Raw genomic sequence first — 26,526 nt, forward strand, 5'->3', positions numbered from 1 at the left:
AGTTGATAGTGGATAGAGAATAGTTGATAGTGGATAGATGGTAAAGAAGGGACAGTTTAGAAGAACAGAAATCTAAAGTCATAAATCTAAAGTCATAAATCTAAAATCATAAATCATAAATCAAAGTTCATAAATCAAAGCTCACAAATCTAAAATCCTAAATCCTAAATCATAAATCAAAAATACCCATGGGAATTGTATTAAATCAGTCTGCCAAAAACATCGCCGTAACCTATTTTGGTTTTGGTATTGGCGCTATTAATGCACTTTTCCTCTATACCAGTTTTTTAGGAAAAACACATTACGGTATTGTTTCATTTTTGCTTTCTGCTGCCAATATCATGATGCCGTTGATGGCGTTTGGCGTACACAGTACACTGATACGGTTTTATGCAAAATATAAGGAAGAAAGCGAGCGGGAACGTTTTCTGAGTTTTATGCTCCTGATGCCTTTTCTGCTGATAGTGCCTATTACTATCATCACTATTTTTGGCTATGAACAGATAGAGTTGTGGATAGTAAAAGATAATCCTACGGTTGAGCCTTATTTATGGTTGATTCCTGTCGTAGGACTTTTTATGGGCTATTTTGAGATTTTTTATGCCTGGGTTAAGGTACATATGAAATCGGTGTTTGGGAATTTTATCAGCGAAGTCTTGGTCAGAATTGTAACAACGATACTTCTGTGTTCCATTTATATGGGCTGGATTGAGAAAGATACTTTTATTTATTGCATAGCTGGTGCTTACGGATTGCAAATGCTGGCTATGATGATTTATGCCATGTATGTCAAAATGCCTAAGCTACAGGTCAAGATTCCAGAAAATGTAAAAGATATTTTTGGCTATTCGTTTTTTATCATCCTGTCAGGAAGCGTAGCCGTATTATTGCTGGATTTTGATAAGGTAATGATTCCGGCTTATGAAGAAATCAGTAAAAATGCAGTTTACTCTGTAGCGATTTACATTGCTACTGTTATTGCTGTGCCAAGCCGTGCCATGCTACAGATTATCTATCCGATAACAGCCCGATTGATGAGCGAAGAAAAGATGGAAGAACTAAACGATCTCTATAAAAAAAGCGCTATCAGCTTGCAGGTTTTTGGCGGATTGGTAATGCTGGGCATTTTTTTGAATATCAAAGAATTGTATTTGGTAATTCCGGGGAATTATGAAGCGGGACTTTGGAGCGTTTTCTTAATCGGGCTAGGGAAGTTTTATGATGTGATTTTAGGAAATAACAATGCCATTATCCTGAATACGAAATACTACCGCATGGTTTTGATTTTCGGATTGCTACTGGTTGCCATGATGATTGGACTGAACATGCTTTTCATCCCAATGTATGGCATCACCGGCTCAGCTTTGGCTACTTTTATTTCTATATTTGTATATAACACGATAAAGCTTTTGTTTGTCGTGAAAAAAATGGATTTGTATCCGTTTACTGCTAACACCCTAAAATCGTTTGGAATTATAGCAGTTGTGTTTGTCGCATTTTATTTCTGGGATTTTCCTTTTAATCCTTTTATAAATATCATTTTGAAATCGGTATTGATTACAATATCATATGTGTATCTCAATTATGTTTTCAAGATTTCTGCCGATATCAATCAGGTATTGGAAAAGATGGTTCCTTTAATCAAAAACTCGCTTAAGAAGTAGTTTTTTAACCCTTGATGCTATGCTCGACTTTAGGCTAAAGGTTTTTTACATCGTTGCGAAGCGGCTTAATTTTACCAAAGCAGCCGAAGAGCTCTTTATTACCCAGCCCGCCGTCAGCAAGCACATCCATGAAATAGAATCTTTCTATAAAAGCAAATTATTTGAAAGAAACGGCACAAGAATCAAACTGACACCAGCCGGAGAGATACTTTTGCGTTATGCGGAAGAAATTCTTAATATCTACAGAGATATTGAATTTGACCTTGCGGCCTTGACAAAAGATGTAAAAGGAACCCTTAAAATAGGAGCCAGTACAACGGTTGCGCAATATTTTATACCGGAGCATTTGGCTTCCTTTAAACGCAAGTTTTCCGATTTGAAAATAGCGTTATTTGTAAATAATACGGAACATATTGAAAACCTGCTTTTAGAAAATAAAATCAACTTGGGCATAGTTGAAGGACAAACTAAACGCAAAAACATTAAATACATTCCTTTAGTCAAGGATGAAATTGTTTTATGTACCAGTGCTTCTAATCCAACTTCAAAAAAGACTACAATAGCTTTAAAAGATCTGCCACAATTACCTTTAGTAATAAGAGAAAGCGGATCAGGAACCCGTGAAGTTATTATAGCAGCATTAAAAAAAGCAGGGTTAAATTCAGCAAGCCTCAATATTGATATGGAATTTGAAAGTACGGAAAGTATCAAATCCTATCTGTTGAGTTCTAATTGCTATGCCTTTCTATCAGTGGCTTCCATATTCAAAGAACTGAAGAATGGCGAATTAAAAATTGTTGATATAAAAGAACTGGAAATAGAACGCTTTTTCTATTGTATTACACAGCAAGGTGATACGCACTTTTTAAATGATATTTTTCTCAAACACTTATCTTTACATAACTTTAAGTTATAATGCATTCGTTATAGTCATTTCTCTATTGTTCTGATACTTTCCAAATTTGCATTATAAATTAATCAGATAATGGAAAAAATCAATCAGCTTTTAGATCAAAACAAAACAATTTTCGGGAAGAATATTTCGCTCAGAAAAGCTTTGTTTATAGTGCTTATTCTACTTTGTGCTTCTACTTATGTTTCACCACCTGTTGCCTTATTTTTAGGGATTTTGACAGCGCAGACCATTGGACACCCGTATTTGCAATTCAATCATAAAGTAACCCATTACTTACTGCAAATTTCTGTTGTAGGTTTAGGATTCGGGATGAATGTGCACACGGCGCTGCAGGCGGGCAAGAATGGCTTTCTATTTACAGTATTTTCCATTTTTGGTGTTCTTATAGCCGGATATATAGTTGGGAAGATTCTAAAGATTACTAAAGAAACGTCTTTTCTGATTTCTGTTGGAACCGCTATTTGTGGTGGAAGTGCTATTGCTGCCGTTTCTCCGGTTATCAATGCAAAAGAAAAACAAATCAGTGTAGCTCTGGGTACCATATTTATACTGAATTCTATCGCTTTGATTCTGTTCCCGATTATAGGTCATATGTTACACTTTTCGCAATCGCAATTCGGACTATGGTGTGCCATTGCAATACAAGATACCAGTTCGGTAGTAGGAGCAGCCAGCAAATATGGAAACGAAGCCTTACAGATTGCTACAACCGTGAAACTTACAAGAGCCTTATGGATTATTCCAATTGCTTTTTTTAGCTCGCTTATTTTTAAATCCAAAGAAGCTAAAGTAAAAATCCCTTACTTTATCGGTTTATTTGTAGTTGCTATTGTACTGAATACTTACATTCCTTTTTTTCAAAAAATAGGAGGCAGCCTTGTTAGCGTATCAAAAATAGGAATGACGGTTACTCTTTTTTTAATTGGAGCCGGCTTGTCAAAAAAAGTATTGGCTACGGTAGGGTTTAAACCCATATTGCAAGGAATTATTCTTTGGATACTAATAGCCGTTCCTGCGGCTATAGCTGTGTTTTATTATAGCTCATAAAATAATAAATCCCGCCTACTTTGCAGTACAACGGGATTTATAACAAACCTAACCAACCAATTTTAATAATCAACCAAATTATTAAACTCTTAAATATTTTATCAGTTCGTATAACCAACTAACTTTTTACACTTTACTATATTCAAGTTCCATGCCAAAGTTAAAATGTCATGCTTCTTGAAATGATAAATTAGTGTTAAACAGAACTATAATTTTTCTTTGAGGTATTTACCGGTAACCGAATTTTTGTTCTGCACGATTTCTTCCGGAGTTCCTGATGCGACCAATTGCCCTCCATTTTCGCCTCCTTCAGGACCGATATCGATAATATAATCGGCACACTTGATAAGGTCAAGATTATGCTCAATAACAATGATAGAATGCCCTTTGTCAAGCAGGGCATCAAATGAAGCCAACAGCTTTTTGATATCATGGAAATGCAAACCGGTAGTTGGTTCGTCAAAAACAAACAGAGCCTTGTCTTTTGTCGCTCCTTTTACGAGGAAAGACGCCAGTTTGATTCGCTGTGCTTCACCGCCGGAAAGTGTCGATGACGACTGTCCAAGCTGTACGTAACCCAATCCTACATCCTGTAATGGTTGTAGTTTCTGAGTGATTTTTGTCTGTTTATGTTCTGAGAAGAAAGCCACAGCATCATCAATAGTCAGCGTAAGGATATCGTCAATGTTTTTTCCTTCGTAGGCAACTTCCAAAATTTCTTTTTTGAAACGTTTTCCGTTGCAGGTATCACAAACCAATTGAACATCGGCCATAAACACCATTTCTACATTGATTGTACCTTCACCCTTACAGGTTTCGCAGCGGCCACCGTCAACGTTGAAAGAAAAATGTTTTGGCTGGTAATTGCGAAGCTGTGATAATTTTTGCTTGGCAAACAAGTCACGGATATCGTCATAGGCTTTTATGTACGTTACCGGATTAGAACGTGAGCTTCGCCCGATAGGGTTTTGATCAACATATTCGATATGTTTGATTAGCTGGTAACTTCCGGTCATTTCGCTAAATTGTCCTGCTTTCTCACCAACTCCTTCCAAGGCCTTTTGCATGGCAGGGAAAAGTATTTTTTTGACAAGCGTACTTTTTCCACTACCGGAAACTCCCGTGATTACCGTAAGTACTTCCAAAGGAAAACGAACATCAATATTTTTAAGGTTGTTTTCGCGCGCACCAATGATATCGATAAAGTTTTTATGCTTCCTGCGGATTCTAGGCGTTTTGATTTCTTCTTGACCGTTCAGGTATTTGGCTGTAAGCGATGATGATGTAAGGATTTCATCAAAAGTTCCTTGAGCGACCAATTCACCACCAAAGGTTCCTGCTTCCGGACCAATATCGATAATCATATCTGCAGCCTTCATAATGTCTTCATCGTGTTCAACCACGATAACCGTGTTCCCTAAATCACGAAGCGAAATCAAAACGTTTATCAATCGTTCCGTGTCTTTTGGGTGAAGTCCAATACTTGGCTCGTCCAAAATATACATCGAACCTACCAGGCTGCTTCCTAATGAGGTAGCCAAATTGATTCGTTGCGATTCACCTCCGGACAAGGTGGCAGAATTTCGGTTTAAAGTAAGATAGTCAAGACCAACTTCCGAAAGGAAAGCTAAACGGTTATTGATTTCCAGTAACAAACGCTTGGCTACTTTTAAATCGTATTCTGAAAGCTCCAATTCTTTAAAAAAAGTAACAAGCTTTTTGATTGGCAAATCGACTAAGTCTGAAATCGTTTTGCCGGCAATTTTTACGTAATTGGCTTCTTCACGCAGACGTTTTCCTCTACAATCCGGGCATTTGGTTTTACCTCTGTAGCGGGAAAGCATCACACGGTTTTGTATTTTATAATTTTTTACTTCAAGTTCTTTAAAGAAATCGTTCAATCCAACAAAATCTTTATTGCCTTTCCATACCAAAGCTTTTTGCTCCTCAGTAAGCTCGTAATACGGCTTGTGGATAGGGAAATCAAATTTATAGCCATTTTTAACCAGTTCATCGCGATACCAGCTCATGCTTTCACCACGCCACGGATAAATGGCATTTTCGAAAATAGAAAGTGCAGTATTTGGAATAACCAAGTCTTCATCGATTCCTATGACATTACCATAACCTTGACAGGTAGGGCAGGCACCATAAGGATTATTAAAACTAAAAAGATGTACGTTTGGTTCAAAAAACTGTATTCCGTCCAGTTCAAAATTATTACTGTATGTAAAACGCTTATCCGTATTTAGTTCTTGTAGATAGCAAACACCTTTGCCTTCATAAAAAGCAGTCTGTATCGCATCGGCAAGTCGGTTGTAAAATTCCTCTTCTTCTTTGACAACAATCCTGTCAATAATTAATAATATATCCTTGTTGTCTAACGAATGACTATCAATTTCATCAAGTCTTACCATTTCGTTATCAATAAGAATACGGGCAAAACCTTGCTGTAATAAGACTTTCAGTTTATCTTCAAGCGCACGTCCGTCTTCCAGATGGATAGGAGCCAGAAGCAACCATCGGCTATCCAATTCAAATGATTTTACCTCATTGATTACATCCGTAACACTGTCTTTTTTGACTTCTTGTCCGGAAACAGGCGAGTAGGTTTTCCCGATTCTTGCAAAAAGCAATTTCAGGTAATCGTATATTTCGGTAGAAGTTCCAACGGTTGATCGTGCATTTGTTGTATTGACTTTCTGCTCGATAGCAATTGCCGGAGCGATTCCTTTGATGTATTCTACTTTTGGCTTGTCTAATCGTCCAAGAAACTGTCTGGCATAAGAAGAAAGGCTTTCTACATATCTTCTTTGACCTTCGGCATACAGCGTATCAAAGGCCAGGCTTGATTTTCCCGAGCCGGAAAGCCCTGTAATGACTACAAATTTATTCCTTGGAATTACGACATCAAGATTCTTAAGATTGTGAATCTGAGCCCCTTTGATGATAATATTTGATTTTGGTTCAATGTTTGTTATATCAGTTGTCATAGCCTGTTTTGAGAGGTACAAAGATAATTAATTTTGAGTGAAGCAAGTCGATACTCTACAATTGAGAAAGCATAATGATTTCAATGTTAACGGAGTCGTAAATGTATGGGAATTTGCCATATTTTGACGGAAAATCATTGTTAGGATTTATTTTATCATAAGGTTTTATGTTAAAATTCAATATTATGTTTTGTACTATAAAAAAAATAACACTACATTTGGTTCATTATTAATTCTAATTTAACACTTGCCTATAACAAAAAATTACTTTTTAGAATATCTATTTTTCATTTACAACCAAAAACTAAAAGGTAATACTATGGCAAATGTTCAAACCCCAGACGCTTTGTTGGTAAAAAGATATGTGGCAGGTGACGAAGTCGCTCTTGCATCACTTATCGACAGACACCAGTCAAAAATCTATGGATTTATCTATTCCAAGGTTTCTGACAGAGATATTACTGATGATATTTTTCAAGATACTTTTATTAAAGTCATCAAAACCTTGAAATCAGGATCGTATAATGAAGAAGGGAAGTTTCTTCCTTGGGTTATGCGAATAGCACACAATCTTATCGTAGATCATTTCAGGAGAGGTAAAAAAATGCCAATGTCCAGAGAGACAGAGGAGTTTTCTATATTTTCTGTTATTTCAGATTCATGTCCGAATATTGAAAGCAGAATGATTACGGCTCAAGTAGAACAAGACCTGAAAAAATTAATCGAAGAACTTCCGGATGACCAGAAAGAAGTACTATTAATGAGGATTTATCAGGATCTTAGTTTTAAAGAAATCTCTGAATTGACAGGAGTTAGCATCAACACCGCATTAGGAAGGATGCGCTATGCTCTTATGAACTTGAGAAAAGTTATAGATAAACATCAAATAATTTTAACAAACTAACAATATTAGCTGTATTGTTGCGTTGTAGTAGAAATAACCTAGTAAAATTATTATATGGCAAAAATCTACTCTAAAAAATCATTAGCAACAAAACCAATGCAGCCTAAAAAAGAGACAATATCATTTTTATTGAATTACTCTAAAGCCTTGACTTATATCAAAGTTAAAGGGCTTAAATTTGAGTCGATTGCTAATTGATAAAATATCCCGATAATTTATTGTCGGGATATTTTTTTTATTTTCCAGCCAGTTCAGCCAGTACTTTTTTACTGCCGATAGTGCGGGTAATAATATCCTTTTCTAAATTCCAGCCTCTAGCCGGAGAATATTCTCTTCCATACCAGATAATCTGAAGATGAAGGTCATTCCATAATTCTCTTGGGAAAATAGCTTTTGCGTCTTTTTCAGTCTGTACTACGTTTTTCCCGTTTGAGAGCCCCCAGCGGTACATCAATCGGTGGATATGTGTATCTACCGGAAAAGCAGGAACTCCAAAAGCTTGTGACATCACAACGCTGGCTGTTTTATGGCCCACAGCTGGAAGCTCTTCCAGAGCTTCAAAGCTTTGAGGAACTTCACCATTGTATTTTTCGATAAGTATGTGGGATAACCCGTAAATTCCTTTTGATTTCATAGGGGATAGACCACACGGACGAATAATATCCTGAATTTCTTCAACAGACATTTTTATCATGTCATAAGGATTATCGGCTTTGGCAAAGAGCAATGGCGTAATCTGGTTGACACGAACATCGGTGCATTGTGCTGATAATAAAACTGCAATTAGTAATGTATAGGCATCTTTATGGTCTAACGGTACTGGAATAGTGGGATATAACTCTTTTAACGTATTAATAACAAATGTTGCACGTTCTTTTTTGGTCATTTTTAGCTATTTTTATAAATGTAAAATTAGGATAAATATTTAGTTTTTCCTTTTTCCAACTTTCTAAAACCCAATACCAAAAACATGATAACATTAAAAGCAGGAGACAAAGCGCCTGATTTTTCAGGCTTTGACCAAGACGGAAAATTTCACCAGTTAGAAGATTATAAAGGAAAAAAGTTAGTAGTTTTCTTTTATCCGAAGGCCAATACGCCGGGCTGTACTGCTGAAGCTTGCGACTTGCGTGATAATTTTGAACGTTTTAAAGCAAACAATTATGAACTTCTGGGAGTAAGCGCAGATTCTCAAAAAGCACAAGGTAGATTCAGAGATAAATTTAAGTTTCCTTTTCCGCTGATGGCAGATGAAGACAAAAGTATTATAGAAGCTTTCGGTGTCTGGGGACCTAAAAAGTTTATGGGAAGAACCTATGACGGGATTCACAGGACCACTTTTGTGATTGATGAAAATGGGAACATTGAAGAAGTGATTACCGATGTAAAAACCAAGGCACACGCTAAACAGATATTGAAATAGAAGACAAACAAAAAAGCAGTATCGACGGATACTGCTTTTTTGTTGTATGAAAATCAAAGTAAATAGTTTAACCAGGATTTATTATTTCGTAAAGAAGACAATCCTTAAGTCGGTTATCCTCTAAAAGTAAAGGATGATCAAAGTTTTTTACCTTCGTCATTCCTATTTTTTTCATTACTTCTTCTGATTTTAGGTTTATTTTGGGTGTTGTAGAAATAATTTTTTCAAGATTTAATTTTTCAAAACCATATTTCAAACAAGCTTTGGCTCCTTCGGTTGCATAACCTTTGTACCAATGCTCTTCAGACAACCTCCATCCAATATCAACACAAGGTGTAAAATCGGATTCGAAATCTTTATCAGACAATCCGATAAAACCAATAAAAGTCCCGCTTTGCAATATGTCAACAGCAAAATAGCAATACTTTTTGTCTGAAAATTGCTTCTGCATTCTTTCAACAAAGGCTTTTGTCTGTTCAAAAGTAGGAGTAGCAGGAAAGAACTCCATTACATTTGGATTGCTATTGACTTGGGCCATTTCCTCCACATCCTCAGAAATCCAGTTTCTGAACCCCAATCTTTCAGAAGTAAAAATATAATTTTTTGTAGTGTTCAAAGTCAGGGATTTGGAGCTATCTTCTAATAGTATTCAATAAAAGACGCTCTTTTCTAATTAATACGTTGTCGAAATTAATTGGTGCTTTCTTCTACCAGCTTTTTCGGGTCATATCCAAAAAGATTGTCTCTTTTAATCATTTCGGCAATACCTTTTGGTAGCATGCTTTCCCAGCCTGGCTTTCCTTTGCTGATCATTTTCAGAACTTCACGAGAGAAGATTTCTAAATCATGCTCATCAAAATCAGTGATGTCTACTACCTTACCGTTGAATTTAAAGAATTTGTACAATTCTTTCATTCTAGGGTGTACTTTCAGATTTTCTGAATTGATGACTACGCCGTGCTCGTCTTTCATCGGATATAAGAATACCTTCAAATCTCGGTAGAATAATTTACCAAAAGCTTCAAGGATACCACCGCTTAAGTGGCGGTAATATTTTTCGTCAAAAACATCGACAAGATTGCTAACTCCCATAGCTAGTCCCATACGGGCTTTAGTGTAGTTAGAGAAGTATTCTACCACCTTATAATATTCCTGGAAGTTAGAAATCATTACGGTCTGTCCTAACGAACAAAGCAATTCAGCCCTGTCCATGAAGTCTCTTTCGTCAATTTCACCATCTGAACGCAGGTTGGATAGCGTAATTTCAAAAACAACCAGCGTGTTTTCTTTTTCTACTTTATTTTCTTCGAGAAACATCTGCAATGATTTCTCGTACATATCCATATTTACACGGGTTACAGGGCGGAAACTTCCTCTTAAAGCAAGAATGTTCTTTTTGTAAAGTACCGCTGCCGGTAAAACGTTGTTTCCTTCCGGATCAAACATTACGGCATCAGTCATTCCGTTTTTAACCAATTGAAGGCTCATCAAACGGTTGTCGACATCAGCAAAACGTGGGCCGGAAAAATTGATGGTGTCAATTTCCAATTGGTCTTTGTCCAAGTGGTCATAGAGATAACGCAATAATTTTTTCGGGTCGTTGTATTTGTAAAAAGCGCCATAAATCAAATTAACACCTAGAATACCAAGAGTTTCTTGTTGTAATCGGGCATCAGTTTCTTTAAAGCGAATATGGAGTATGATTTCATTATAATCTTCGTCCGGCTCAATCTGGTATTTGATTCCAACCCAGCCATGTCCTTTGAATTGTTTTGCAAAGTCAATTGTAGCTACAGTATTGGCGTAGCTAAAAAACATTTTGCTAGGGTGCTTATCTCTGTTCAGACGTTGTTCTACAAGCTTTACTTCGTGTGAAAGCATTTTTTTTAGTCGGGCTTCCGTAACATATCTTCCGTCAGTTTCCGCACCGTAAATAGCATCGCTAAAATCCTTGTCATAGGCAGACATCGCCTTAGCAATGGTTCCTGAAGAGCCGCCGGTTCTAAAGAAGTGTCTTACAGTTTCCTGACCGGCACCAATTTCGGCAAAAGTACCATATATATTTTCATTCAAGTTGATACGGAGTGCCTTATCCTTGACAGAAGGAATTTGCTCAATGACCTTATCTCCTTTAAGTTTAATCTCGTTTTCGTCGTTTTTCATAATAGTGAGAATACTTTGCAAAGTTAACAAAATAGGGCTTTTATTAAAGGGAATTAATCCTATTTTTGTAAAAAATTAACGTCAATTGAAAGTCTATTTTTTAGGTACGGGAACTTCACAGGGCATTCCGGTTATAGGAAGCGAGCATCCCGTATGTAAAAGTACCAACGCAAAAGACAAGCGTCTTCGTGTGTCTGTTTGGATTTCTTGGGAAAATCATTCTTTTGTTATTGATTGCGGGCCGGATTTCAGGCAGCAAATGCTGGTATCCAAATGCCCAAAAATTGATGGCATTCTCTTTACGCATGAACATTCTGACCATACTGCAGGATTGGATGATATCCGCCCATTTAACTTTAGACAGGGGAATATTCCAATCTATCTGCACAAAAGGGTTTTAGAATCTCTTAAACGCAGATTCGATTATGTTTTTGAAACCGTCAATAAATATCCGGGCGCTCCGTCTGTTGAACCGATAGAGGTAATTAACGGGCAAAGTTTCGATATAGGTAATAAAAAAGCTATTCCGATTGATGTTATGCATGGCGACCTTCAGGTTTTTGGATACAGAATAGACGATTTCGCCTATCTGACAGATGTCAAGACTATTGAATCTTCTGAGATAGAAAAACTAAAGGGACTGAAAGTGCTTGTTGTTAATGCTTTGAGGGAAGAACCACACCATTCTCATTTCAATCTGGAAGAAGCTTTGGAATTTATAAAAATTGTAGGACCTGAAAAGGCCTATCTCACCCATATCAGCCATAGAATGGGATTTCATGATGAAGTAGAAAAGCTGCTTCCTGAAAACGTATATTTGGCGTATGACAACCTACAAATAACCATTTAAACCCACCAAATAATGAAAAAACCACTGCTATATCTTTTCATTTTATCTGTATTGCTGAACGTTTTTACTTATATGTATTTTACTAAAAAAGTGAAATTTGAAGAGGACAGGATAACCAATTTTCAAAAAGAATCCAAAGCAAAAAAAGATTCTATAGCTGCATTGAACAATCAGGTTTTAGATGCTAATTATTTTTCTTTGGAATACAATGATAATGCGATGGAATATTTTGACAAATTTGATATCAATCAATTGTCGACTGAAATCCGTGATGAAATCAGTTCTCTAAACGAAAAGCCAGAAGGCAATCCGCTTACAAAATATGACATGATTAACGGAAATAAAGCCATTATTAATAGGGTAAAAATCCTGAACAGCCGTTGGATTATTGCTGACTTTAGTATAGGAAAAGCTTGGGGCGAAGTCATGATTAAATATTACAAACAGGAAGGAAAGCCTACTGAATATGAAACCATGGATACTTTTATCTATCCTAATACATTAAAGTAGAAGTTTTTTTATAATTTTATAGGCTATCATGAACAAACCCCTAACGATTATGAAAAAAATATTTTTGTTGGCCTTTGTTACTGTTTCGGCTTTTTCTTGTAAGGATTTAGGCAAAAATTCTGATATGTCAATACAAAAAGACAGCTTGGGAACAGTAGTAGGAAACGATAAAGACGATAAAGGATGCGTGGCTTCGGCTGGCTATACCTGGTCTGAGTTAAAAAGAAATTGTGTCCGCCCGTTTGAGGTGGGTATTCGTTTAAATCCGGCAGCAGAAGTAAAACAAGGAGATGCAGTCTATAGTGCTTTTGCTATTTTGGAAGAGAATGGAGGAAATAAAGCAGAGCTTTTTATGCCGAATCAAAAAGCATCCATGATAATGGAAAGAGAGGCAGAAGGGAAGCCTTATATAAAAGACGATTGGAAATTGAAGACTACAAATGGCTATCAATTGATGAAAGGCGATTCGCTAATGTATGCAGGAGCCCTGATTAATGAGGAGGTCATAACCGGAAGCGACAAAGCAGAAGATTAAAACATACAAATACTAAAAAAGGATTCCAATTGGAGTCCTTTTTTTATTGAAGATTTTCAAGCCAGTTTCTAAAATCGTAAAAATTTTGTGGCGATACGCCATGGCCTATCGGATATTCTTTATAGGTTGCTTCAATTCCTAGTTTTTTTAGCAAATCAGGTGCTTTTCGTGCCCATTCTACAGGAATAACCTGATCGACGGTTCCATGAGAAATAAACATATTCAGATGTCTGAAATCATTTTTTTCATAACCGGGAACCAGTAAATCAGTATTGATATGACCGCTTAATGCAATAACATTTTTGACTTTTTCAGGATAACTTAAAGCAACTGCATAGCTCAAGATTGTTCCCTGACTGAATCCGATTAATGTTACATTCTGAAAGTCAATAGGAAGCTCAGAAATAAGCTCGTTGATTAACTTTGCAATAATGTCTCTTGACTCCTTAGCCTGGTCTATATCAGAAAATTTATTTTCATCTGCATCAAAATTGATGGCATACCAAGCATGTCCATACGGATTCAGGTTATAAGGAGCACGTGCTGAAACTACATAATATTCATCAGGAAGTTCAGCGGCAAAGGAAAATAAATCTTCCTCATTGCTTCCATACCCGTGAAGTAGCAACAACAGTGGATTCTTTTCTTTTTTTATTTTAGGTTCTCGAATGAGGTATTCTATATTTGATTTCATTACTCTTACGTAAGATTTTTAAATGCTTTTTGGAAAAAACCTCCCAAAAGAGGAATCTTGTTCATTTGCCCTTGAAGTGCGCTCACAAAACTATAGGCCCACAATATGAATATAAAGACATATAAGGCAGAAGAAATCATCCAGTCGTCAAACAATCCTACAGGATAGCCTAAAGCGAAGAACAAAAGAAAAATTCCCAAAGTCTGGCGGATATAAAAACCGGCAAAGGCATTTTTTTTATCGCCGTTTAATACCGCAGCGATTATTGTTCCTATGATGGTAAGGTGGGTTATGATAGCAATGTTTTTTCCTTCGTTAACTGTATTTTCCATAATCTAATTGTTTAAGACTAATTGGTTGTTATTGTATATTCCATATGCTTTTCCTTTCATTGATTGTCCCAGAAAAGCGGAGTTTTTTGATTTTGACAAGATGTTTTCTTTACCAAATGTCCATTTTGTTTCAGGATTGAATAATGTCAGGACGGCCTTATTTCCTTCTTTGATAACGTTTTCTTCAATGCTGAAAATTTCTTTTCCGGAAATCAGTTTTTCAATTACGGTCTCTAATGGAAGTACGGTCAATAAAGCACCAAAAGCACTTTCCAATCCTATGGTTCCGTTTTTGGCCATATCAAACTCCATTTTTTTATGTTCGATATCCATTGGGTTATGATCGGAGGTAATCATATCGATGATTCCATCTTTTACTGCTTTTACCAATGCTTTTCTATCAGATTCGCTTCTCAACGGTGGCGTTACTTTGTATCGGGTATCAAAACCATCGAGTTTTTCATCAGTCAATACCAGATTGTGTACAGCCACGCTGCAAGTCACATTCAAGCCTTTGGCTTTGGCTTCTTTAATGAGCTGTACGGATTTTGCAGTTGAAATAGTTGGGATATGTAATTTTCCTCCGGTATATTCTAAGATAAACAAATTCCTTGAAATCTGCAATTCTTCGGCTAGAGAAGGAATACCTTTTAAACCGAGTCGGGTGCTGACAATGCCTTCGTTAGCAACACCAACGCCTTTAATATCTGAATCTTGAGAGTAGGCGATAACTAGTCCGTCAAAATCCTGTACATATTGCAGGGCAATTTTTAATAAGTTGGCATTGGACAAGCTTTTGTTGTAATCTCCAAAAGCTACAGCACCTGAGTTTTTCATATCAAACAGCTCAGCTAGATCTTTACCTTCGCTTATTTTAGTCAGTGCGCCAATAGGAAACAAATCTGTTGCGGCACCTTCTGCTTTTCTTTTTGTAAAGCTGATTCCGGATTGGTTATCAGGAATTGGGAAAGCATTTGGTTGTAAAGCAATGGCTGTAAAACCGCTTTTTCCTGCCACATTCAGTCCGTTAGAAAGGGTTTCTCTATCTTCAAATCCCGGTTCGCCTAAACTAACGCTGGAATCAAACCAGCCTTGTGATATATGAAGTCCTTCAAACGTTATTTCCTTGAGCTTATCAGGATTTTGGAGTTTTTTTCCAATTTTGGTAATGACACCGTTCTCAATTTTTAAATCGGCAGTCTCATTATGATAAGGGCTTTTAGGGTCAATAACTTTAGCTTGTCTGATAATTAGGTTCATTTTACGAATTTTTGTATCAATATTTCAGTGACTAAAAAGAGCAGTGTCAAAAACACAAACCATTTCCATATTTCATTGTCCGTTCTGTCGGTCTGCAAAGTATCAAAGACTTCATCAATGCTTCCAATAACATTGTAATCGGACAATATAGATTCATTTGAGGAATCTATATTGCTTTCTGTTCTAGCATAATTAAAGCTGATTTCTTTTAACAGATTGTCTTGTTTGTAAATTCCAAAGTTGCCTGCTTCCTGAGGGAAATCGTTGAATGTAAGTTTTACTTTGTTATTCAATATCTGCTGCATTGGAATAAACTTTTCATTCGTGTCTTCAGTAAGGCTTTTGATTTCAACAATTTCATCTTTGGATAGCGAAGCGTCAATCAAGAAAGGACTGTTTTCTCCAATTGTCAATGCGCTGATTCCCGTTTTCTGGCTGCTTAATGCCATATTGTAAAAAGTAGGAACGATCAAAGGCGAATTTTGGAAATTTGAATTAGTTTTATTTATCGGAGCCGAAAACACATATACTGAACTGACCGGATTTTGCATAGCAGTCAGAAAAGCATTTTGGTCTTCAAAACTCAATATCGCAGGATAAACACTTGAAATTTTATACGAACTGTTGACATTTGGATATTGGAAATTCTCAATTTTTTTCTCAAAAACGGTACTATACAGCGGATGGCTAAAAGCAATCTTTGTAACCAGTTTTTCGCCATTCTCTATAGGTTGGAATTGTATTTTTCCAAAATTTCCCATCAGGCTGTTTAGGTTTGAAATACTGCTTTCAGAAGAAGGAATAATAACCAGATTGCCACCTTTTTCTACAAAAGCTTTTAAAGTAGTTTGTAAGGCTTGAGGGATTTCTGGAATTTCATTTAAGATAATAGCATCTTGTTTTTCCAGGATATTGTAATCCAATGATTTTAAGTCGAAATTAGTATAAACGAATTCGTTGTCGGAATAGATTTTTTTCAGGAAGCTGCTTTTTTCAGGCTGCCCAATACTAACGATATTCATCTTCTGTGGCTTTGAAATGCTGAAAAACAGTTGATTGTCATATTGTAATGCGTTGTCCTCAATCCAAGCATAACCATTAAAATCCTCTTTTGGAATAGTGAAATTGATAGACTTCTCCTTGCCCTCAAAATTGACTATTGTTTTGGCAATCAGTTTTTTGTTGTTGTAAAGCGAGATTGGAATATCTTTTTCGTTGTCGCCATACGAAGAAAGTTTGATACCTATTTCATAAAAATTATCCAAAGCCTGTTGTATAAAAACGCTGTCAATAGCCACATTGTTCTTTTGTTCCGCTTTTGGAATGATAAAATACGTATTTGAAGTACTGTCAATGCTCTTAAGCTGTTTTGGTTGTAATCCTACAGCATCCGTAATAATTACAATATCCTTGTTGTAAGGTGACTTTCTGGATTTGATTTTAGCCATCAAGTTGTCTAAAGCAAATGGAGATGCGCTGTACTTTAGGTTTTGTAATTCTCTTTGTATAGATTTAATATCGGTATTCCAGAAAATTTCTGAATTGGTAATTAATGAAAAGGTCTGATTTTCTGGAGCGTTTTCCAATAATTCCTGTACGGCTCTTTTCATTAGTTCACCTTGTTTCCCTTTAGCCTGCATAGAAAAGGAATTATCAAGAACGATAAACATTTCATTGGTGATTCCTTTACTGTCTTTAGCCTGGAAAAAAGGCTGTGCAAAAGCAATAATTAGGCATGCCAGAAGAAATAATCGGGTAAGCAATAAAAGCCATTTTTTAAGCCTCGAACTTTTTCGGGTTTGTATGGCTAGTTCTTTTAAGAAATGTACGTTGGTAAAATATTCTTTCTTGAAACGACGCAGTTGAAATAAATGAACCAGAATTGGAATAACCAATAAGAAAAGGAAGTAAAGAATTTCAGGGTGTTTGAACTGCATTTATTGAAAGTTTGTCAAAAATACAAATTAGTTGGCAGTTGTCGTAGCTAGTTTGGAGATTTTTTTGGAATATTAAATCGGGTTAGTTCAAAATGCCACAGATTAAAGGCTTAAAATGATTCGATATCTAAAATCAGCGTAAATCTGTGCAATCAGTGGCTAAAGACGAATTTTTTGATAGTAATAAATTAAGTTAGAATGCCACAGATTAAAGGATTAAAATGATTGAATGTCAAAAATCTGTGCAAATCTGCGCAATCAGTGGCTAAAAAACGATTTTTTTGATATTTGTAAAAATGCCACAGATTAAAGGATTAAAAGGATTTGATACGAAAATCTGTGTAAATTCGTGTAATCTGTGGTAAAATCCTATCACCTCAATGATAAGTTAAATTAACATTTCCTGAAGACGCTTTTGCTACCCGAAGCCTTATTTTTGCTCTAAATAATTTTTTAAAATGAAAAAAATCAACTTCCTGCTTCTCGTTTTTTTATTTGTTGTGACTGCAAACGCCCAGGATAAAATTTACAATCTGATCGTAGGAACCTATACTAATTCCTGTGATAGCAAAGGGATTTATGTTTATGATTTTAGCCCGGATACGGGTGATTTTTCTTTAAAAAATACACAGAAAACTGATAATCCAAGTTATCTAACGGTTTCTGAGAATATCAAATATGTTTACTGCGTTAATGAAAATGGAGCGGACAGCAAGATAAGCTCTTTCCAATTTGATTCCAAAAGCGGAAAATTACAACCGCTGAATTCTCAGGATTCTAAAGGAGCGGATCCTTGTTATATCATTAATGACGATAAAAATGTAATTGTTGCCAATTATTCAGGCGGAAGTATCGCCGTTTTTGAAAAGAAAGCCGATGGAAGCCTAAAAGAAGCCAAACAGGTTGTAAAGCATACAGGAAAAGGTATCAACACAAGTCGACAGGAAAGTGCTCACGTACATATGGTTTATTTTTCGCCAGATAAAAAATACATTCTGGCAAATGATTTGGGCACGGATATGATTTACGTATACAAATATGATAAAAATGCGCCGGAAAAAGTATTGGAATTAAAAGATAAGATCGCTGTAAAACCAGGAAGTGGCCCTCGTCACCTTACGTTTGGCAAAGACGGAAAATTGGTCTACTTGCTTCAGGAATTGGACGGAACCCTTACCGTTTTTAAATATAAAAATGGTTCTTTAAAACAGCTTCAGGAAACAACAGTCGTAGCCAAAGATTTTAAAGGAGAAAACAGTGCGGCAGACATTCATATTACGCCTGACGGACATTTTTTATATGCTACAAATAGGGGAGATGCCAATACAATCAATGTATTTGCCATTAATAAAAAAGGGACATTGGATTTGGTCAATCAGGTAAGTACTAAAGGAAAAGGCCCTAGAAATTTTGCAATAGATCCTAGCGGTAAATTTCTATTGGTAGCGCATCAATATACAAATGAGGTAGTAATTTTTAAGATTGATAAAACTTCGGGCAAGCTTTCTGATACCGGAAAACGAATCGAACTTTGTGCTCCCGTTTGTCTGGTTTTTACCAAATTCTAAAAATTACTAAGCTAGATATTATTTGCCTTTATCTTTCTTTTTCTTGTCGCGGTTTCTTTCAACAGCACGGTTTCTCGGTTTTGTCTTTCTCGGTTTTGTTTTACCAGGACCACCCAGATTGACTTTTTTATTCTTATCTGATTTTTCATGAAAAGCAGTACCACCGTCTTTTTTGACTTTTTTCATCAAAAGCTTAACCGGCTGTTTTACTTTTTCTGATTCGATAAGAACAGTTGAAATTTCAACTCCTTCAGGAATTGGAAGCAAATCTACTTCCATATCCATTAGCATTTCACATTCTATAAAAGCTTCTTCCTCTTTTTGACCTACAAAACTGATAGCAGTTCCTTCTTTGTCAGCACGACCAGTTCTTCCTATTCTGTGAATATATTGTTCAGGAATTTCCGCAACATCAAAATTCAATACATGGGTAATATCAGAAATATCCAAACCTCTGGCCATGACATCAGTCGTAATAATTCCTCGCAAATCTCCTTTTTGGAAGTCCTGCATGGTAGTAAGACGGTAGTTTTGAGACTTGTTGGAATGAATCACACCAAACTGATCACCGAAATCTTCTTCAATACGGTCATAAATCATATCAACAAAACGTTTGTTGTTCACGAAAACCAAGATTCGGGACATGGTCTCGTCAGTTGATAGAAGGTGTTTTAACAGGTTAATTTTTGTATTGAAATTTGGAACAGAGTATTTAACCTGCTTGATTTTTTCTAATGGTGTTCCGGATGGAGCCAATGAAACTTCTTCCGGAAAGTCAAAATAATCTTCCAGTACGGCATCGACTTCATCAGTCATCGTAGCAGAAAAGAGGATATTTTGACGTTTTGGACGCATCATTGCCAATATAGAAGTAAGCTGTACACGGAAACCAAGGTTCAGCATTTCATCAAATTCATCAATGACCAACTTTTGGGTTTCGTCAAAACGCAATACATTATCTAAAGCCAAATCCATAACACGGCCTGGAGTACCTACCAAAACATCGATTCCTTGATAAACAGATGTTTTTTGGGTATTGATATTGACGCCACCATAAATACCAAGAGTTCTAACCGACATGTATTTGGTTAATTTTTCAACTTCTTCTACAACCTGTACAACCAATTCTCTGGTAGGAACCAGAATTACGATTTTTGGAGTATGCGTAGGAGTGAACTTATATAGTTTTAACAAAGGCATGAGGTATGCAAATGTTTTACCTGTACCAGTTTGGGCAATTCCCATCATGTCACGCCCTGATGCAATTACAGAAAATGACCTTTCCTGAATTGGTGTAGGTGAAGTGAATCCTAAATCATCAATTGCTTTTTGTAAAGATTTAGGAAGGTTGAATTGCTCAAAAGTTGACATACTATATAAATTTTGGGCAAAGGTACGTTAAAATTTGGACTTCTCAGATTGTAGGGATTTTAGGCAAGCTGTAAAACAACGGTTAATCAGAAGGGAATTATCTAAAATCCTTCAAAAACACCTAAGCCAAATAAAGCAAAATCATATTTCACAGGATCGTTTGGATCAAGTTTTCGCAATTGCAAATCCAGTTCAGCCAAAGCCTTGGCATCGTTTTGTTTTCGATGTAAAAGCCCAAGTTTTCGTGCTACGTTTCCTGAGTGTACATCTAGTGGGCAGGACAGTGCAGAAGGTGAAATCGTATTCCAGATTCCGAAATCAACGCCTTTTTTATCCTGACGGACCATCCATCTTAAAAACATATTGATTCTCTTGGCAGCAGAATTATTCAGCGGATCGGAAATATGTTTTTGGGTTCTTTGCAAGTGTTCGATTTCAAAGAAGATTTTTTTGAATTCATGAATACTATGCTGCATGGAATCTTCTTTTTGGTTTTTCAAAAAGACGGCTTCCAATCCATTATGGTTCGTGTAGATATTTTGTAAAGCCTTGATAAAGCTTATGAAATCCTGTCCGTTGAAAGTCCTGTGTACAAAATTTTCCAGACGTTCCAATTGATACTCCTGGTGCGTCATGATAAAATCGTAAGGAGAATTTCCCATCAATTCCATCATCTTTTTGGAATTGTTGATAATCATTTTCCGATTTCCCCAAGCAATAATCGAGCTTAAGAATCCGGCAATCTCAATATCTTCTTTTATTGAAAAAGCATGCGGAATCTGAATCGGGTCGGATTCAATAAAATCAGGATTGTTGTATAGTTCTACCTTTTCGTCAAGAAAGATTTTTAGCTCAGTGTCTGTCATAATTAGTTGAGCATTACGGAATCAATCCGTCAGACATTACCAGTTTTCTGTCCGCCATATTGGCCAGTTCTTCATTATGGGTAACAATCACAAAGGTTTGTCCAAACTCGTCCCTAAGCTTAAAGAACAATTGGTGTAGATTTTCTGCAGAAACAGTATCTAGGTTTCCAGATGGTTCATCGGCAAAAATAACAGCAGGCTTATTAATAAGTGATCGGGCAACAGCCACACGTTGTTGCTCACCGCCTGAAAGTTCTCCCGGTTTATGGTCAATCCTATGAGACAAGCCTAAATAATCCAAAAGTCTTTTTGCTTCAGCTTCGGTTTCTGATTTTGATTTTCCGGCAATAAAAGCAGGTATACAAACATTTTCCAATGCTGTAAACTCAGGCAAAAGCTGGTGAAATTGGAATATAAATCCGAGCTTCAGGTTCCTGAAACGGGAAAGCGCCTTGTCATTGAGCTGCAAGATGTTTTCTCCGTCAATCTGTAACTCGGTTCCGTTTTCTACATTGGGTTTGTCCAATGTTCCTAGAATTTGAAGCAGTGTGGTTTTTCCTGCACCGGAAGCGCCCACAATAGATACGATTTCACCTTTTTCTATATGAAGATCAACGCCTTTTAATACGTGGAGCTTATCGTAATATTTATGTAGATTTTTTGCCTGGATCATTTTTTCCAATTTCTACAAAGAAACAAAGTTTTTGAAAAACTTCCCATCTTTGGTAGGTTATTCTTAGTGATAAAGTTTAGTTAATGCCATTCCTGAAACTTCAGATAATCGTTATTTTTGAGGAAAACTCAGGATACAATGAAAAAGATGATCGGACTGTTGACTTTGATTACAATTTCATGCCAGTCAAAAGAAAAGGAACAAGAACAATTAATTTCAGAAATTAAGGAACCCGTAAAAATGGAAGTAGAAAAAGGATTAGAAATCGCAACCTTTGGTGGCGGATGTTTCTGGTGCACAGAAGCTATATTTTTAGAACTGGATGGTGTTAAAAAAGTAGAATCGGGATATACGGGCGGTAAGACGGTAAATCCGACTTATGAGGAAGTTTCCACGGGAACAACCGGACATGCGGAAGCAACACAAATTACTTTTGATCCGAATAAAATCAGTTTTGGCGAATTATTGGAAATATTCTTCGCAACCCACGACCCAACAACACTAAATCGTCAGGGTGCAGATATTGGTACGCAATACCGAAGTGAAATTTTTTATCATAACGATGAACAAAAGAGACTGGCTGAAGAGTATATAAAACTACTTGATGCTGAAAATACGTTTGGAAAACCGGTTGTGACTAAAGTTTCTCCTGCGGGTAAATTTTATGTAGCTGAAAACTACCACCAGAACTATTATGCAAGAAATAAAGAAAAGTCCTATTGCAGTTATGTCATTACGCCAAAAGTTGAAAAAGTAAGAAAACAGTTTGCAGGAAAGCTGAAAAAATAATTGGCATTAGTTTTGCGTTATACTAGCGACTAAACAATTGAAAATGACAGAACAAGTTCAAATAAAAGTAGCTTCAGACAAAAAACAAAAGCAGTTAGTATTAAGTATACTGTTTGATGTTATAGGAATGACAACCTATGCACTGCCTTTTATAGGAGAGTTTGCAGATATTGCATGGGCACCTATATCCGGGTTTATTTTAGCAAGAATGTATAAAGGAACGGTTGGTACCGTAGGAGGTATCATATCCTTTTTAGAAGAGTTGTTTCCTTTTACAGACATTCTCCCGACTTTCACCTTGACTTGGATTTATACGTATTATTTTAGCAAGGAAAATAAATAAATGATTTTACAATCAATAAAAAAGCCGGAATTGAACTTCCGGCCTTTATTTTTTATATCGATTTGTAGCTTATTTGCTTTCTTCGTTTTTTTCTTTAGGCAATAAAAACCCCAATTTCATGCTTCGGATCATACGTTTGGCAAAAGGGAAGAAAAAGCCCGATTGTCCAAAAATATATCCAAAAACCATTAGCATAAAAGGATAGAGTGGTAACACTAATACCAATAGAATAATGTAATAAAGTGACCAGTGTGTGTTTTCTTTTGTAATTCCGAGAAGTCCCATCAAGAAATAAGAAATTCGGGCAGAAAGAGAACCATTGATGGCAAAAACAATAAAGATTATGACAAGCTGGTAGTTTGATGTAATGCCCCAGCGCTTTTTAAGCTTATTCATACTGAATTAATATAGCGCAAAACTACAACTTTAAATTCGAGGGACAAAGCCTCCCAGTTTTATATTATTGGTAAGTTGAAAATAAGTGAGATAGTTATACAGCATATAATTAACTTCATAGCCATAGTTTATAGTGTTCTGATAGTCAATGCTCATGTCAAAACGCCGATCGCCATGGTTAAAGCGGTTATTCCATTCCATAACCCATATTCGGTTTCGGGTTTCCATGTATTGCTGTGAGTAGTAGTTTCGAGGTTTGGCATAGCTATAAAACCAACTGTTGAATCCCGGATCAATAATAATCACTTCGTATTCCAGCTCTTCATTGGCGATTTTTATCGTATCATTCTGAACGGCCTTATCAGTTTGCTGAAACGTTTTGGTTTTTGTATCTTTTGTAGTTGTACATCCAAAAATCAGTAAAAAAAGTGCTCCTATGTAAATCAGTTTTTTCATGTCTGTGGAGGATTTGCATAAAGTTACTCATTCTTTTCGAGATGCTTTTTCGGCTTCGTATATTTTTAACATAAAAAAAGCCAGACAAATGCCTGGCCTTTTGAACTATTTTAATAGACTATCTTCCGAAAAGTTTGCCCAGAAAACCGCCTATACCTCCTTTTTTATTGACAGCAGCCATCGCATCGCTCATGTCTACCTTACCGTCATTGTTTTGATCTAAGCCAAACTGTCCACCATATTTCTGGATGGCATCCATAATAGAAGAACCGCCTTGACCTCCGCTAAGCGAGTTGACAATATCCGAAACTTCAAAACTTTTATCGTTTGGATTTTTTGCTTTTCCAATCAAAGAACCTAAAACTTTAGGAATTAGTCCACCGGCAACACCTGAAGCGGCATCGCTGCTAAGACCAAATTTTTCTCCCAGGTTTCCGGAAAGTTGATCCGTTAGTTGTTTTACTACAGGATTTGATGCCGAACCGGCATTATCGCCTTGAAACAATTGGCCTATTTGATCAGCGCCACCATCAGAAATGATTTTTTGCAGTCCTGAAAAGATAGAGGTGCTGGCTTCATCCATAACACCCTCGTTCAATTCATTAGGTACGGAACTATTGTTTACTACAGCTTCATTTCCGTACTGTTTTACTAAATCGGATAATTGTTCTAGCATCTTCTGTAAGTTTAAAGTTTAAACAAATCTATGCAAAAATCCATTATATTTAACAAAAATGATAAATTATATCTCTGATTTTAATAGGCTTATTATTTGTTCGGCTAATTCGGTTCCAATACGATCCTGAGCTTCCAAAGTAGCTGCGCCAATGTGCGGTGTCAATGATATTTTAGGATGCATGAGTACTTGCACAGCAGGAGTTGGTTCTTCCTCAAAAACATCCAATCCTGCAAATAAAACCTTTCCGTTATCCAAAGCTTCAATAAGTTCTACTTCATTGATTACGCCACCACGGGAAGCATTAACGATTCCAACGCCATCCTTCATTTGTTCAAATTCTTCTTTTCCGATTACATAACCATCTTGTGCTGGAACATGTAATGAGATAAAATCAGAATGTTTTAGGATGTCTTCCATAGGTTCCGTTACAATGTCAACATTGATAAACTGACCATTATAGAAATCGACCTTAATTTCAGCATTGCCAACAAATTTATCAGAAGCGATGACACGCATGCCCAATCCAAGTCCGATTTTTGCAACAGCTTTTCCTATTTTTCCAAAACCGATAATCCCGAGCGTTTTTCCTTTTAACTCAATTCCGTTAGCATACGCTTTTTTTAATCCTTCAAAATTGGAATCGCCTTCAAGTGGCATATTACGGTTGGCATCATGCAGAAAGCGTACACCTGAAAACAAGTGTGCAAAAACCAATTCGGCTACAGATTCTGAAGAAGAAGCTGGTGTATTGATAACATGGATTCCTTTTTCACGGGCATAATCTACATCAATGTTGTCCATACCCACACCACCACGGCCAATTACTTTCAGCGTAGGGCAGTTGTCAATGATATCCTGGCGTACTTTGGTTGCGCTTCGAACTAAAAGCACTGAAATAGCATTTTTATTAATATAATTAGCGACTTGTTCCTGAGCAACTTTGGTCGTTATGACTTCAAATCCGCCTTTTTCTAAAGCTTTGATACCACTTTTAGAAATACCGTCGTTGGCTAATACTTTCATTTTAATTGTGTTTTTATATTTTGATAAACTAGGCGTTTGTTTTTTCAAATTCTTTCATGACATCTACCAGTACTTGTACGCTTTCCAAAGGCAACGCATTATACATAGAAGCTCTGTAACCGCCTACGGAACGATGTCCGGATAAACCTGAAATCCCGGCTTCTTTCCACAGTTGGTCAAATGCTGGGGCAAGGCTTTCATTTTTTAGCAGGAAAGTCGCATTCATGTTGGAACGGTCTTCTTTAGCAGCAGTTCCAATGAATAATGAGTTTCGGTCTATTTCGGTGTATAATAACTCCGCTTTGGCCTCGTTGATTTTTTCAATGGCAGCAATTCCGCCTTGTCTTTTCAGCCATTGTAATGTCAGCAAGGAAGTGTAGACTGCAAAAACAGCAGGCGTATTATACATGCTTTCTTTGTCAATATGCTGCTGATAGTTTAATATATTCGGGATGTTTCGTCCGGTTTTGCCAAGAATAGCTTCTTTGACTACGACAAGCGTAACACCTGCCGGGCCCATATTTTTTTGAGCTCCTGCATAAATAAGGTCAAATTTTGAGAAATCCAGTTGGCGTGAAAAAATATCAGAACTCATATCACAAACTACCGGGATTGTTGTTTCCGGAAATTCTTTTATCTGTGTTCCGTAAATCGTATTGTTGGAAGTACAGTGGAAATAATCAGCATCTGCTGGAATTTCATACTGTTTAGGAATATGATTGTATTTTTCCTCTTTTGAAGAAGCTACAACAATGGTTTCTCCAAATGCCTTAGCTTCCTTGATAGCTCCTGAAGCCCAGGTTCCTGTGTCTAAATAGGCAGCTTTTCCTCCATCTTTTAAAAGATTATAAGGAACTCTCAAAAATTCCATACTAGCACCGCCTTGTAAAAATAAAGCCTGATAGCCTTTTCCTTGCAAGCCTAAAAGTTCAAGAACCAAAGCTCTTGCTTCTTCCATTACGGCTAGAAAATCTTTGCTTCTGTGTGAAATTTCCAGAATCGATAAACCAGAGTTATTGAAGTTCAAAACGGCCTGGGCTGATTTTTCAAATACTTCTTGAGGCAGAATGCAAGGACCTGCACTGTAATTATGCTTTTTCATGCTGTGTTTTTAGAGAGTGTTGTTGTGTGTTT

Annotated in this window: 28 protein-coding genes; 12 read left to right on the top strand and 16 right to left on the bottom strand. The window is 36.5% G+C overall.

The genetic code is table 11. The features are described 5' to 3' along the window. Positions 1–188: 188 nt before the first annotated feature. The 3 genes from FJA49_RS12390 (at position 189) to FJA49_RS12400 (ending at position 3,627) form a co-directional block, all read left to right on the top strand. Positions 189–1,664 (top strand): oligosaccharide flippase family protein, encoded by a 1,476-nt coding sequence (locus tag FJA49_RS12390; RefSeq protein ID WP_140001235.1) that lies wholly within the window; start codon positions 189–191, stop codon positions 1,662–1,664. Positions 1,665–1,683: 19 nt separating this feature from the next. Further along, positions 1,684–2,580 carry a LysR substrate-binding domain-containing protein gene (locus FJA49_RS12395; protein WP_140001236.1) on the top strand — a complete coding sequence of 299 codons (897 nt, stop codon included), beginning with the start codon at positions 1,684–1,686 and terminating at the stop codon, positions 2,578–2,580. Positions 2,581–2,649: 69 nt separating this feature from the next. Continuing rightward, a complete protein-coding gene (locus tag FJA49_RS12400) occupies positions 2,650–3,627 on the top strand; it encodes a YeiH family protein (protein ID WP_140001237.1) in 978 nt (325 codons plus the stop codon). 206 nt (positions 3,628–3,833) lie between these two features. Here the strand turns inward: FJA49_RS12400 and uvrA are convergent, their stop codons facing one another. Then, positions 3,834–6,620: an excinuclease ABC subunit UvrA gene (gene uvrA, locus FJA49_RS12405; protein WP_140001238.1), complete on the bottom strand. Its 2,787-nt coding sequence runs from the start codon at positions 6,618–6,620 to the stop codon at positions 3,834–3,836. Positions 6,621–6,939: 319 nt separating this feature from the next. On the opposite strand from uvrA, the gene FJA49_RS12410 reads away from it, so the two are divergent. Further along, the gene (locus FJA49_RS12410) at positions 6,940–7,524 is read left to right on the top strand and encodes a sigma-70 family RNA polymerase sigma factor (protein WP_140001239.1); all 585 of its coding nucleotides are present in this window, start codon (positions 6,940–6,942) and stop codon (positions 7,522–7,524) included. Positions 7,525–7,578: 54 nt separating this feature from the next. Continuing rightward, on the top strand, positions 7,579–7,722 hold the full coding sequence (locus FJA49_RS18585; protein ID WP_233590148.1) for a hypothetical protein: 144 nt from the start codon (positions 7,579–7,581) through the stop codon (positions 7,720–7,722). Positions 7,723–7,759: 37 nt separating this feature from the next. Here FJA49_RS18585 and FJA49_RS12415 read toward each other — a convergent pair whose 3' ends face one another. Beyond that, positions 7,760–8,410, bottom strand: coding sequence for an endonuclease III domain-containing protein (locus tag FJA49_RS12415; RefSeq protein WP_140001240.1), 651 nt, complete (start codon positions 8,408–8,410; stop codon positions 7,760–7,762). Between the two features lie 84 nt (positions 8,411–8,494). On the opposite strand from FJA49_RS12415, the gene bcp reads away from it, so the two are divergent. Beyond that, positions 8,495–8,947, top strand: coding sequence for a thioredoxin-dependent thiol peroxidase (bcp, locus tag FJA49_RS12420; protein WP_140001241.1), 453 nt, complete (start codon positions 8,495–8,497; stop codon positions 8,945–8,947). Between the two features lie 67 nt (positions 8,948–9,014). On the opposite strand, the gene FJA49_RS12425 is transcribed toward bcp, so the two are convergent. Both FJA49_RS12425 and FJA49_RS12430 read right to left on the bottom strand, forming a co-directional pair. Then, positions 9,015–9,563 carry a GNAT family N-acetyltransferase gene (locus FJA49_RS12425; RefSeq protein ID WP_140001242.1) on the bottom strand — a complete coding sequence of 183 codons (549 nt, stop codon included), beginning with the start codon at positions 9,561–9,563 and terminating at the stop codon, positions 9,015–9,017. 74 nt (positions 9,564–9,637) lie between these two features. Continuing rightward, on the bottom strand, positions 9,638–11,110 hold the full coding sequence (locus FJA49_RS12430) for a TonB-dependent receptor (protein ID WP_140001243.1): 1,473 nt from the start codon (positions 11,108–11,110) through the stop codon (positions 9,638–9,640). Positions 11,111–11,195: 85 nt separating this feature from the next. Here FJA49_RS12430 and FJA49_RS12435 point away from each other — a divergent pair, with 85 nt between their 5' ends. The 3 genes from FJA49_RS12435 to FJA49_RS12445 are packed head-to-tail and all read left to right on the top strand — an operon-like array spanning position 11,196 to position 13,005. Further along, the gene (locus FJA49_RS12435; protein ID WP_140001244.1) at positions 11,196–11,960 is read left to right on the top strand and encodes an MBL fold metallo-hydrolase; all 765 of its coding nucleotides are present in this window, start codon (positions 11,196–11,198) and stop codon (positions 11,958–11,960) included. Between the two features lie 12 nt (positions 11,961–11,972). Further along, entirely contained in the window at positions 11,973–12,470 is a 498-nt protein-coding gene (locus FJA49_RS12440; protein WP_199758385.1) for a hydrolase, read from the top strand. Positions 12,471–12,519: 49 nt separating this feature from the next. Next, positions 12,520–13,005 (top strand): hypothetical protein, encoded by a 486-nt coding sequence (locus tag FJA49_RS12445; RefSeq protein ID WP_140001245.1) that lies wholly within the window; start codon positions 12,520–12,522, stop codon positions 13,003–13,005. Between the two features lie 43 nt (positions 13,006–13,048). Here the strand turns inward: FJA49_RS12445 and FJA49_RS12450 are convergent, their stop codons facing one another. From FJA49_RS12450 to FJA49_RS12465, 4 genes are read right to left on the bottom strand one after another with little or no spacing between them, the layout of a single operon-like run. Further along, on the bottom strand, positions 13,049–13,699 hold the full coding sequence (locus FJA49_RS12450) for an alpha/beta hydrolase (protein ID WP_140001246.1): 651 nt from the start codon (positions 13,697–13,699) through the stop codon (positions 13,049–13,051). 5 nt (positions 13,700–13,704) lie between these two features. Beyond that, positions 13,705–14,031 (bottom strand): hypothetical protein, encoded by a 327-nt coding sequence (locus tag FJA49_RS12455; protein ID WP_140001247.1) that lies wholly within the window; start codon positions 14,029–14,031, stop codon positions 13,705–13,707. A gap of 3 nt (positions 14,032–14,034) precedes the next feature. Beyond that, the gene (locus FJA49_RS12460) at positions 14,035–15,291 is read right to left on the bottom strand and encodes a dihydroorotase (protein ID WP_140001248.1); all 1,257 of its coding nucleotides are present in this window, start codon (positions 15,289–15,291) and stop codon (positions 14,035–14,037) included. Next, positions 15,288–17,228, bottom strand: coding sequence for a vWA domain-containing protein (locus FJA49_RS12465; protein ID WP_140001249.1), 1,941 nt, complete (start codon positions 17,226–17,228; stop codon positions 15,288–15,290). Before FJA49_RS12465 ends, FJA49_RS12460 begins: the two co-directional genes overlap by 4 nt. A 458-nt stretch (positions 17,229–17,686) precedes the next feature. Between FJA49_RS12465 and FJA49_RS12470 the strand changes: the two genes are divergently transcribed. Continuing rightward, the gene (locus tag FJA49_RS12470; protein WP_140001250.1) at positions 17,687–18,796 is read left to right on the top strand and encodes a lactonase family protein; all 1,110 of its coding nucleotides are present in this window, start codon (positions 17,687–17,689) and stop codon (positions 18,794–18,796) included. 18 nt (positions 18,797–18,814) lie between these two features. Here FJA49_RS12470 and FJA49_RS12475 read toward each other — a convergent pair whose 3' ends face one another. From FJA49_RS12475 to FJA49_RS12485, 3 genes are all read right to left on the bottom strand, one after another. Beyond that, positions 18,815–20,167: a DEAD/DEAH box helicase gene (locus FJA49_RS12475; RefSeq protein WP_140001251.1), complete on the bottom strand. Its 1,353-nt coding sequence runs from the start codon at positions 20,165–20,167 to the stop codon at positions 18,815–18,817. A gap of 101 nt (positions 20,168–20,268) precedes the next feature. Beyond that, a complete protein-coding gene (locus tag FJA49_RS12480) occupies positions 20,269–21,033 on the bottom strand; it encodes a TIGR02757 family protein (protein WP_140001252.1) in 765 nt (254 codons plus the stop codon). A gap of 13 nt (positions 21,034–21,046) precedes the next feature. Further along, complete coding sequence (locus FJA49_RS12485; protein ID WP_140001253.1) at positions 21,047–21,706, bottom strand: ABC transporter ATP-binding protein; 660 nt, start codon at positions 21,704–21,706, stop codon at positions 21,047–21,049. 138 nt (positions 21,707–21,844) lie between these two features. Here FJA49_RS12485 and msrA point away from each other — a divergent pair, with 138 nt between their 5' ends. Together msrA and FJA49_RS12495 are read left to right on the top strand one after the other, a co-directional pair. Continuing rightward, positions 21,845–22,495, top strand: a complete 651-nt coding sequence (msrA, locus tag FJA49_RS12490) for a peptide-methionine (S)-S-oxide reductase MsrA (RefSeq protein ID WP_140001254.1) — start codon at positions 21,845–21,847, stop codon at positions 22,493–22,495. 43 nt (positions 22,496–22,538) lie between these two features. Continuing rightward, positions 22,539–22,838, top strand: a complete 300-nt coding sequence (locus FJA49_RS12495; protein ID WP_140001255.1) for a hypothetical protein — start codon at positions 22,539–22,541, stop codon at positions 22,836–22,838. 69 nt (positions 22,839–22,907) lie between these two features. On the opposite strand, the gene FJA49_RS12500 is transcribed toward FJA49_RS12495, so the two are convergent. From FJA49_RS12500 to serC, 5 genes are all read right to left on the bottom strand, one after another. Then, the gene (locus tag FJA49_RS12500; protein ID WP_140001256.1) at positions 22,908–23,234 is read right to left on the bottom strand and encodes a DUF6787 family protein; all 327 of its coding nucleotides are present in this window, start codon (positions 23,232–23,234) and stop codon (positions 22,908–22,910) included. 30 nt (positions 23,235–23,264) lie between these two features. Continuing rightward, complete coding sequence (locus tag FJA49_RS12505; RefSeq protein ID WP_140001257.1) at positions 23,265–23,690, bottom strand: DUF6146 family protein; 426 nt, start codon at positions 23,688–23,690, stop codon at positions 23,265–23,267. 118 nt (positions 23,691–23,808) lie between these two features. Further along, a complete protein-coding gene (locus tag FJA49_RS12510; protein WP_140001258.1) occupies positions 23,809–24,366 on the bottom strand; it encodes a hypothetical protein in 558 nt (185 codons plus the stop codon). A 66-nt stretch (positions 24,367–24,432) separates the two neighbouring features. Beyond that, a complete protein-coding gene (locus tag FJA49_RS12515; RefSeq protein WP_140001259.1) occupies positions 24,433–25,392 on the bottom strand; it encodes a D-2-hydroxyacid dehydrogenase in 960 nt (319 codons plus the stop codon). Positions 25,393–25,420: 28 nt separating this feature from the next. Beyond that, complete coding sequence (serC, locus tag FJA49_RS12520) at positions 25,421–26,494, bottom strand: 3-phosphoserine/phosphohydroxythreonine transaminase (protein WP_140001260.1); 1,074 nt, start codon at positions 26,492–26,494, stop codon at positions 25,421–25,423. Between the last annotated feature and the right edge of the window lie 32 nt (positions 26,495–26,526).

The sequence above is a fragment of the Flavobacterium microcysteis genome, assembly GCF_006385255.1.
Taxonomy (GTDB): Bacteria; Bacteroidota; Bacteroidia; order Flavobacteriales; family Flavobacteriaceae; genus Flavobacterium; species Flavobacterium microcysteis.